Consider the following 10,162-nt stretch of genomic DNA (forward strand, 5'->3'; position numbering starts at 1 on the left):
CCGGTTCCTAGGTTAATGAGGTGAAAATCATGAATCTTAAGTTAAATGGAAAAATTGCCCTCGTCACCGGTGCGGGACGTAAGAAAAGCATCGGAACCGCGATATGCCGCCAATTGGCCGGTCAGGGAGCAGATATCTTTTTCACTTACTGGCAGGATCATGATGGTATGGAGTCTGAAAAATGGCCCGATCGCTTGTGCAGCGAGATTCAATCCCTCGGAGTCAAATGCCGCCATTTGGAACTGGATTTGGCTGATCCCAATGCACCGGACCGCCTTCTGGATGCTGTGGTAGAAAATTTGGGCCTTCCGTCCATTTTGGTAAACAATGCCGCTCATTCCACCCGGGACGGTTTTATGGCACTGGATGCAAAAACACTGGATGACCATTACTATGTAAATGTGCGGGCCACCTGTCTGCTTTCTGTGGAGTTTGCACGCCGCTTGCAGCAGGCGAAGCAAAACTGGGGACGAATTATCAACCTCATTTCTGGACAAGGACAGGGGCCGATGCCCGGCGAATTGGCCTATGTCGCCAGCAAAGGAGCCATCGAGGCCTTCACCCTTACTCTCTCCGCTGAACTTGCTCCGCTTGGCATCACCGTGAACGCAGTCAATCCCGGCCCAACAGATACCGGGTGGATGACAGAAGAAATAAAAGAACAGTTGCGCCCCCAATTTCTGATGGGACGAATCGGCCTTCCCGAAGATGCGGCCCGGCTCATCGGATTTCTGGCCAGCGATCAGGCCGGGTGGATCACCGGACAAACGATTCATTCAGAAGGCGGCTTTCTTCGCAAGTGAAAGCGGCTTCTCTTTCACGGCAACAGAAAAAGGGTTAAGAGATTTGCCTCTTAACCCTTCACCTGTGGTTTTCATTTCTTTCACGTGCCCACCGGACTGATTTTTTGTTCAAGCCGGGCGAGCATGTCTTCCGTCATCTTCTGCAAATCGTACTCCGCCTTAAATCCCCACTCTTCTTTTGCCGCAGTGGCATCAATCGAATTAGGCCAGCTGTCTGCAATCGCCTGCCGAACAGGGTCAACATCATAATCCAATTGAAAGTGCGGAAGATGTTTTCTGATTTCGGCAGCAATCTCCTCAGGTTCAAAACTCATCGCCGTCACATTAAACGAATTGCGGTGTTTCAACTTTGCAGGATCGGCCTCCATCAGCGCAACGATTGCATTGAGTGCATCCGGCATGTACATCATATCCATATAAGTCCCTTTGGCAATATAAGAAGTATATTTCCCGGAACGAAGCGCTTCATAATAGATCTCCACTGCATAGTCCGTGGTTCCCCCTCCCGGCGGGGTCATGTAGGAGATCAGCCCCGGGAAGCGAAGCCCTCTCGTATCGACGCCGAACTTATGGTAATAGTAGTCGCACAATAACTCGCCCGCCACCTTGTTTACCCCGTACATTGTCGTCGGTCTTTGGATCGTATCCTGCGGAGTATGATCTTTTGGCGTGGTCGGCCCGAATGCCCCGATCGAACTGGGGGTAAAGAACTGACACTTCAGTTCCCTGGCCACTTCAAGCGCATTCACGAGTCCGCCCATGTTCAAGTTCCAGGCGATCAGCGGTTTGGACTCAGCCGTGGCCGATAACAAGGCAGCCAGATGAATAATCGTATCCACTTGATTTTTTTTCGCAATCTGATACATGGCGTCGGCATCGGTCACATCCAGAAGTTCAAACGGACCGGAATGGACAATCTCCGTATCGTTTTTTCTGATATCGGTCGCGATCACATTGTCCGCCCCGTACAACTTGCGCAACTTCAGGACGAGTTCAGATCCGATTTGCCCCAATGCACCTGTAACAAGAATTCTCTTCATAACACTTCCACCAGCCCAACCTGCGAATTCGATTTAAATAATTCCCAGCTCTTTCCCCACTTTTTCATAGATGGAGATCGCTTGATCCAGCATTTCCCTGGTGTGTGCCGCCGTCGGCATGTTGCGCACCCGGCCCGTTCCCCTCGGTACCGTCGGGAAAACAATCGCCTTGGCGTAAACTCCTTCTTCGTTTAAACGTTTGCTGAACTGCTGTGCCAATACTTCGTCTCCGATAATGCACGGTGTAATCGGCGTTTCGCTGTGGCCGATGTCAAAGCCCAGTTCCTTCAATCCTTTTTTCAAATAATCGCCGTTATTCCACAGCTTTTCCTGCAACTCCGTGCTGTCCATCAAAATTTCAATCGCTTTCGTGCAGGCAGCCACATCCGCCGGCGTTAACGCGGTGGAGAACAAGAACGGTCTGCTTCTCACTTTCAGCCAATCAATCAGATCCTGTTTTCCGGCCACATAACCGCCAATGACCCCGATGGCTTTGGATAAAGTACCGATCTGGAAATCGATTTTATCGGATAAGCCAAAATGCTTCACCGTGCCGGCACCGTTCCCGAGCACGCCGGAACCATGTGCATCATCAACGTAGGTGATCAAATCGAATTCTTCGGCAATCTCGACAATCTCAGGGAGTTTGGCGATATCGCCGTCCATGGAAAACACACCGTCAGTGATGACCATGATTTTGTTGAATTGGCCTGATTCTTTCGCTTCTTTGGCCTTTGCCCGCAAATCATCCATATCGGAATGGTTAAAGCGGATGATTTTCGCTTTGGAAAGGCGACAGCCGTCAATGATCGAAGCATGGTTTAACTCATCGGACAGAATGGCATCGTTTTTATCCATCACTGCTGAAATCGCTGCCATATTGCAGTTAAATCCAGATTGAAAGGCGATCGCAGCTTCTGTGTGTTTAAATTCGGCAATCTTTTTCTCCAGGTTCACATGGATTTCCAATGTTCCGTTGATGGTGCGAACAGCGCCAGCACCCACCCCGTATTCTTTGACGGCTTCAATGGCCGCTTTTTTCAGCCGTTCATCAGTCGCCAACCCCAGATAGTTGTTTGAAGACAAGTTGATCAACTCACGGCCGCCAATCTTGATCACGGGGCCGTTAGGGCTTTCCAGCGGGTCGATCACATTGTAAAGCCCCCTGCTCTTGAGATCCTCCAAATTCTCCTGTAAAAAAGCAGCTAATTTTTTGCTTGCCACAAGCAGATCCCCCTTTTAAGGAAATGTACATCTGTCCGCGATAGAAAGACAATCAGCCAGAGCGAAAATATTGATATGTAAAGGATTTTAAAGACATTCTAACACATCTTCCACAAAATGTCTTTATGTAACGGACAAAATCCGACTATTTCCAACCCGACAGTCTCTTTTTTATTAGCATGGATTGCTTATCATATTTTATGCCTTCAGCAGAAAATGGTCCGCTTCAAAAAAAGATGAAAGCGGACAAAACAAACTTATATGAACGCTTTTTCCGGCTGATTGACGCGAATCTCCTTGATCTCCTCAAACACAAAGCGGAAATCGGCTTTCCCATCTGCCTTTTCTGCAATCACCAAAAAAGGACGGTTATAGTAAAGATGAGTCGGCATCACGACTTCCAATGCCCTCTCCAATTTCTTCTCTCCCAATATCAGTTCCAGCGGATCCATCTCCAGTTTCATGGGACGAAGAATGGTTAAAATGGAGTGAACTTTTAAGCCTTCAAAGAAGCATTCTTCTCCTTTGATTTTGAAAGGATATGATCCGTTTTTTGTATGAATGGTAAAATCATCTCCCATATAGTCGGCAAGCGGCACTTTTCGTCCCGGAACCCGGAGCAGATGAACGATCATCTCCAGTTTTCCGATCCGTTGTTTAACAAAGCAACGTTCGATTTTCCCTTTTGATTCCGTCCAGCCACTTCGTGAATCCGAAGATGACCTAAAAGCGAAAAAAGCTCCTTTCACAATCCCGTCGATCAAAGACTCCCCGGATTGGGAAAGATGCTTTCCGTTCGCTTTCCGACTGCCGTAATCCGTGATCGGCACTGTAAATGAGGAGGGGGCCACCCGGCATAAACGGAAACCCGTTTCAATTTTTTCTATTTTATATTGCTCTCTTAACCTTGTCTCGACATAGAAACAATCAAATTCATTCAATTCTTCTTTTGATACCCGATTCATCTGCTTCCCTCCTTTTTTTGTATTTAATTTTATTTCTCGGTATTGGTTATAATTTCCTGCCAGGGAGGCGACAAGACGAAAATATGTTCGTACACGCCGAAGATAAAGACGCAAAATACAGTGGATGAAAAAAAATTTTTCGACTTTGCGAGGCGTTTCGCTTTTTGCAATCCGTGTTAAAATGGACATAACCCGTCTCTCATGACCTTGGCGGGCTTTTTATATGACATTTCATCCCGTTTTCTACATAAGTGATTTAGTAATGAATAGACCAAGTTCCGAATTCCACTTGCCGAAGGAGGTGCCAATTTGGAACCCGTCATTGTCTCACGGCGCCTGCCGGAAAATATCAACCGGATTGTCGCCCAATTTCCCGAAGAAGTGCAGGAGTTTTTTTTGGAAATGATCAGTGCGGACCGTTCCAAACAAACGATCGCCAACTATGCTTATGACTTCTCCCTGTTCTTCGATTTTCTCAAGTCGCGGAACAAAACGATATACCAAACGGATCCGATGACTATCAAGCGATTCTTTCGCCATATTGAAAACGGTTATGAACGAACGGTCTATGTCAAATTGAAGAAAAAGGACCCCAAAACAGGGGAAATAAATGAAGAATGGGTCAAGCGGAAGCATTTTCGCGAAAACTCACGCAGCGGTAAACAAAGGAAACGGGCCTCTTTACGCTCGCTGTTCCGCTATCTGGTGAAAACGCATGTCCTGGAACGGGACCCGATGGAAGAATATGAGGATGCCACTTTAAAATCACGTTCCCGACAGAAGGTACCGGTCTTTTTGACCCGTGAAGAAGCCTTGCGGCTGATCGAAGCGGTTCATTCCTATCATCAGAAAAAAAACAGAAAAAGCCGCGACTGGATGGAAATGAGGGATTTGGCGATTATTCTCATGTTTCTCAACACCGGGATGCGGGTCTCCGAATTGATCGGACTCAACCGCAACAGCATTCAGGCCGACGGGGATCTGATTCGCGTCATTATTATCGGTAAAGGCGGCAAAGAACGGATGCTCAAATTGAATCAATCAGCGGTGTCCGCCCTGAATGATTATCTTGCGCTCAGGCCGGAAGAAGGGGTTCCGCCCTCTGACCGTGAGGCCTTGTTTTTAAATAAAAATCTTCAGCGCTTAAGCCGTAAAGGGGTTTCTGAAATCATCAAAAAATATGTCGCCGAAGCCAATCTCCCCCCAAAAGCCGCCAACATTTCCCCGCACAAGCTGCGGCACACGCTGGCGACACTGCTCCTGTCCAACGGGGAAAATTTGCGCGTGGTTCAGGAGATCCTCGGCCATTCCAGCATTCAGACCACCCAGATCTATACCCACGTCATCAATTCCGAAAAAGATGACGCATTAGACCGATTGAATATTTGATCGCCTTCCCGTTTCGAGAACAAACATTCTGGCAAATGTTTGTTCTTTTTTCTGTTTTCATGTATACTTAAAATAGAAAAAAGAGGGAACGTGTCTCAGTACATATAGGGGGATGAGAAAACCATGAAAAAACTCTCGCCGCGACAGAAAGCGATCTTGGAATACATACAAAAAGAGGTACTGGAAAAAGGATATCCGCCATCGGTTCGCGAAATCGGGGAAGCGGTGGGGCTGGCTTCAAGCTCAACGGTTCATGGTCACCTGGCCCGCCTGGAAAAAAAGGGGTACATACGCCGGGATCCAACCAAACCACGCGCGATCGAACTTTTAAATCGCCCTGATCTATCCGTTAAAAATCAGGTAGAAACGGTCATGGTTCCCCTGGTGGGGAAAGTGACGGCCGGCGAACCGATTACGGCGATCGAAAACATAGAAGATTACTATCCGCTTCCGTTGCGTCTCGTCGGTCCGGATCAAACCGTCTTTCTGTTATCCGTCCGGGGCGACAGCATGATCAACGCAGGAATCCTCGACGGGGATTATGTCGTCGTCCGTCAGCAGCGAGTAGCAGAAAACGGGGATATCGTGGTCGCCATGACTCCTGACGGAGAAGCGACGGTAAAACGCTTTTTCAAAGAAGCAGACCATATTCGCCTGCAACCGGAAAATGATCGTTTGGAACCGATCCGTCTCCCTGAGGTAACCATTCTGGGAAAAGTGATCAGTTTAATACGCGAAGTGATATAGAGGCACCCCGTTTTTTTCAGAAGGACTCACCCGTACACTCAAAACCCTCACAATCCGGTGAGGGTTTTTTCAACAACCGCCCTATCCTTCAGCTTCGGTAATTATCTTTAAATTCCTTGTTTTTAGAATATATCAAATTCCGTAATTCAGTCTTTTCCGGTCCGGACTGCTGCCACTTTCAAAATGATCGCCGTCACCGTTCAACCCTTCGGCGGAACAGCAGCACCGATCTTTGTCCCAGTCAAATTCACATGAAAAGGAAAAGCAGCAACCAATGACCCTGGCTGCTGCTTTTTTGCTCAGCGATTTTCCTTGACGAATCGTTCAATCCGGTCAAGTGCCTGCTCCAATTGCTCCAGTGAAGTGGCATAGGAGATGCGAATGTGATCGCTTGAGCCAAAACCGCCCCCCGGAACAACAGCAACCAGCTCTTTTTCGAGGAGAGCGGCCGCCCATTCCTCCGGTGTGCGGTATTTGCCCGATTGATTCAGCGCTTCCCGAATGTTGATAAAGGCATAAAAAGCGCCATCGGGTTTTTGACAGGAGAATCCCGGGATTTCATTTACCCTTTCAACCACATAATCGCGGCGTTTTTTAAATGCTTTTTTCATCTCTTCGACGGGTTGCTGCGTTCCGGTAAGTGCGGCAATTGCAGCATATTGAGCAATCGAAGTGGGGTTGGAAGTGCTGTGATCAGATAAACCGGACATGGCCTTGATAATCGGCTCCGGCCCGGCAGCAAAACCAATTCGCCATCCGGTCATGGAATAGGTTTTGGATACACCGTTGATGATGACGGTATGTTGATAAAATTCAGGGCCAAGACTGGCCATGCTCACATGATGCTTCTCTTCATCATAAATAAGATGTTCATAGATCTCATCGGACACGATTAAGATCCCGTTTTTCACACAGACTTCCCCGATGGCTCTTAATTCTTCCTCTGAGTAGAGCATACCCGTCGGGTTGGATGGGCTGTTGAGAATCAAGGCCTTGGTTCGCTTCGTAATCGCATTTTGCAATTGTTCGGCCGTAATCTTAAATTGGTTTTCCTCTTTTCCTTCGATTACGACCGGGTTGCCGCCGGCCAGCTTGACTTGCTCCAGATAGCTTACCCAATAAGGCGCTGGTACAACCACTTCATCCCCATCGTCGAGAAGAACTTGAAACAGGTTGTACAAAGCGTGTTTCGCTCCGACCGTCACGATAATCTGACCGGGTGTATACTCCAGCCCGTTATCCTGTTTCAGTTTAGCGATAATCGCTTGTTTCAGCTCCGGAACACCACTGGAAGGCGTATATTTGGTTTTACCGCTGTCCATCGCCTGCTTGGCGGCATCCAGAATATGTTCAGGCGTGTTAAAATCGGGTTCCCCGGCACCGAGCCCAATCACATCGTATCCTTCCTGTTTGAGCGCTTTTGCTTTTGCTGTGATAGCCAGGGTCGGTGATGGTGACAATTGTTGAACTCGTTTCGATAATTTAAACATCGAGCCCCTCCCCCACATTTTCTAGCCATTTCCTTTTTATCTTAACACGCCCCTGCCGGGTTAGACCAGTGCCAGTGTCTCCCGGGCAATCATCAACTCTTCATTGGTCGGGATGACCAGCACTTCCACCTTGGATTTTTCTGTGCTGATGCGTTGAATCTCTTTACTGCGCATCCCGTTTTTATCCCTGTCGAGATCGACGCCGAAGAATGTTAATCCTTCACACACTTTTTCACGAATCTGGGCTGCATTTTCGCCAACCCCGGCCGTGAAGATGATGGCATCAACTCCATCCATTGCTGCCACATAAGCGCCGATCGTCTTTTTGATTTTGTATACGTACATATCAATGGCCAGTCGGGCATTAGCATTTCCGTCGAACATTGCTTCCATCACTTCGCGCATGTCGCTGGAAATGCCGGAAACGCCCAGAAGTCCGCTATGCTTGTTCATCATCGAATTTACTTCACTTAAGGTAAGTTCTTCTTTGGCAATAACAAACGGCACGATGGCCGGGTCAATATCCCCGCAGCGCGTTCCCATCATCAAACCTTCAAGCGGCGTCATCCCCATACTGGTGTCAACCGATTTTCCGCCTTGTACAGCCGTGATGCTGGCACCGTTCCCGATATGGCAGGAGATGATTTTAAGCTCTTCCAGCGGTTTGCCCAAAAATTCGGCAGCGCGCTGGGACACATATTTATGGGACGTGCCGTGAAATCCGTAGCGGCGAACTTTGTATTTATGGTACAAAATCCGCGGCAAGGGATACATATAGGCATAGTCCGGCATCGTTTGGTGAAATGCCGTATCAAATACCGCCACGTGAACAGCGTGCGGCAAGTTGGCTTGTGCCGCATCGATCCCGATCAAGTTCGGGGGATTGTGCAGGGGTGCCAGGTCAAATGTTTCACGAATCGCCCGGCGCACCTCGCTGTCAACCACGACGGAGCGGGCAAAAGTTTCGCCGCCATGAACGACGCGATGGCCGACAGCCGACACTTCGTCGGCGCTTTTGATTACGCCTTCTTTTTCATCCATCAGCAGATCGAGTACTTTTTTCAGCCCCACCCGATGATCGAGGATTTCACTGATAATAACCTTCTTTTCCCTTCCTGCAGGCTCATGTTTGATAATGGCACTTTCCGTCCCGATCTTTTCGACCAGCCCCGATGCCAAAACTGACTCGTCAGTCATATCAAACAATTGGTATTTAATCGATGAACTTCCGCAGTTAATAACGAGAATTTTCATAATGACTGTTCCTCCTTGCGATCCACCCGTTCACCATCTTCATTGTAACGGTAAAACCCTTCGCCGGTTTTTACGCCAAGATGCCCTGCGCGCACCATTTTTTTCAACAAAGGTGCCGGACGATATTTGGTATCCCCGAATTCGCGATAAAGCCGTTCCATCGCCGCGAGAACCGAATCCAATCCGAAATGATCCGCCATCTCCAAGGGGCCCGCTTGAAATTGATAACCGATCTTCATCGCCCGGTCAATATCCTCCGCGGTGGCAACCCCTTCCATCAGTGTATAAAGAGCTTCGTTTATCAACAGGATAATGAGTCGGGTCGTCACAAACCCCGGTGACTCATATACTTCAATTCCCTTGATGTCGAGATCCGAAAGCAATTTGAGTACCGTTTCCACAGTCGTTTGCGAAGTTTTCAAGCCGCGCACCACTTCAACCAATGGAATTTTGGGAACCGGGTGGACAAAATGAAGGCCGATCACCTTGTCCGTGCGGTTTGTAGACGCAGCGATCTCCGTCAAACTGAGCGTAGAAGTATTGCTGGCGATGATGACATCCGGCCGGCATAATTCGTCACAGCGCTTAAATACTTCGATCTTGGTGTTGAGATCTTCATAGACCGATTCGATCACCAAGTCTGCGTCTTTAAGGGCAGAGAAATCAGACGTCACCTTGATTCGGGAAAGGGTTAATTTTTTCTCCGCCGGTGTAATTCCCCATTTGGCCAGCTTTTTATCCAGACTCATCTCTATGTGTTGATAGGCGCTTTTCGCCAATTCGTCTGATTGTTCAATTACGGTGGTTTCAAATCCTTTGGAAGCGATCAGTTCGGCAATCCCCTGGCCCATGGTGCCGCCACCGATGACCGCAATATGTTGAATGTTTGCCACTTCCGTTCAAACTCCTTTCACTCCATTAACCTTGTATATTTTAACAGGTTCTTGATCATATTTCTTTAACATTTTCCGAAAATCTCCTCTTGATTTTACTTCTTTCTTTAATAAAATGTACAAACAATGCTTAAATATAAAGGTAAATCCCGACATCGTCCGCTTGGATCAGGTTGATATTTTATAAAATTTTATGAATTTACAAGTTCGTTGTCATTATTCCGCAATTAAAAACAAAAAAAGGGAACGAATCCGTTCCCGAGATTGATGACAAACCCCACCCTTTTCTTCGGAAAAGGAATGGGGTTTTGTATATTTCTAGGATATATACAGATAAAGTAAACCTGATGTGACCTA

At 47.7% G+C, this 10,162-nt stretch carries 9 protein-coding genes; 3 read left to right on the forward strand and 6 right to left on the reverse strand.

Annotated elements, in window-relative coordinates; all coding sequences use genetic code 11:
• Positions 1-29 precede the first annotated feature (29 nt).
• The gene (locus I8U17_RS15725) at positions 30-803 is read left to right on the forward strand and encodes an SDR family oxidoreductase (protein ID WP_033101572.1); all 774 of its coding nucleotides are present in this window, start codon (positions 30-32) and stop codon (positions 801-803) included.
• Between the two features lie 80 nt (positions 804-883).
• On the opposite strand, the gene I8U17_RS15730 is transcribed toward I8U17_RS15725, so the two are convergent.
• From I8U17_RS15730 to I8U17_RS15740, 3 genes are all read right to left on the reverse strand, one after another.
• A complete protein-coding gene (locus I8U17_RS15730; protein WP_033101571.1) occupies positions 884-1,843 on the reverse strand; it encodes an L-threonine 3-dehydrogenase in 960 nt (319 codons plus the stop codon).
• Positions 1,844-1,876: 33 nt separating this feature from the next.
• Entirely contained in the window at positions 1,877-3,067 is a 1,191-nt protein-coding gene (locus I8U17_RS15735) for a glycine C-acetyltransferase (protein WP_198054895.1), read from the reverse strand.
• 257 nt (positions 3,068-3,324) lie between these two features.
• Positions 3,325-4,032: a hypothetical protein gene (locus I8U17_RS15740; RefSeq protein WP_033101569.1), complete on the reverse strand. Its 708-nt coding sequence runs from the start codon at positions 4,030-4,032 to the stop codon at positions 3,325-3,327.
• 309 nt (positions 4,033-4,341) lie between these two features.
• Between I8U17_RS15740 and I8U17_RS15745 the strand changes: the two genes are divergently transcribed.
• A complete protein-coding gene (locus I8U17_RS15745) occupies positions 4,342-5,421 on the forward strand; it encodes a tyrosine-type recombinase/integrase (RefSeq protein WP_198054896.1) in 1,080 nt (359 codons plus the stop codon).
• 123 nt (positions 5,422-5,544) lie between these two features.
• Positions 5,545-6,168 (forward strand): transcriptional repressor LexA, encoded by a 624-nt coding sequence (lexA, locus tag I8U17_RS15750; protein ID WP_033101567.1) that lies wholly within the window; start codon positions 5,545-5,547, stop codon positions 6,166-6,168.
• Between the two features lie 299 nt (positions 6,169-6,467).
• Here the strand turns inward: lexA and I8U17_RS15755 are convergent, their stop codons facing one another.
• From I8U17_RS15755 to I8U17_RS15765, 3 genes are read right to left on the reverse strand one after another with little or no spacing between them, the layout of a single operon-like run.
• Positions 6,468-7,658, reverse strand: a complete 1,191-nt coding sequence (locus tag I8U17_RS15755; protein WP_033101566.1) for a pyridoxal phosphate-dependent aminotransferase — start codon at positions 7,656-7,658, stop codon at positions 6,468-6,470.
• Between the two features lie 60 nt (positions 7,659-7,718).
• Positions 7,719-8,912: an acetate/propionate family kinase gene (locus I8U17_RS15760; RefSeq protein ID WP_033101565.1), complete on the reverse strand. Its 1,194-nt coding sequence runs from the start codon at positions 8,910-8,912 to the stop codon at positions 7,719-7,721.
• Entirely contained in the window at positions 8,909-9,805 is an 897-nt protein-coding gene (locus I8U17_RS15765) for a 3-hydroxyacyl-CoA dehydrogenase family protein (protein ID WP_033101564.1), read from the reverse strand. Before I8U17_RS15765 ends, I8U17_RS15760 begins: the two co-directional genes overlap by 4 nt.
• Positions 9,806-10,162 lie beyond the last annotated feature (357 nt).

Origin of the sequence: Thermoactinomyces sp. CICC 10521 (assembly GCF_016055135.1) — a bacterium.
Classification (GTDB): domain Bacteria; phylum Bacillota; class Bacilli; order Thermoactinomycetales; family Thermoactinomycetaceae; genus Thermoactinomyces_A; species Thermoactinomyces_A daqus.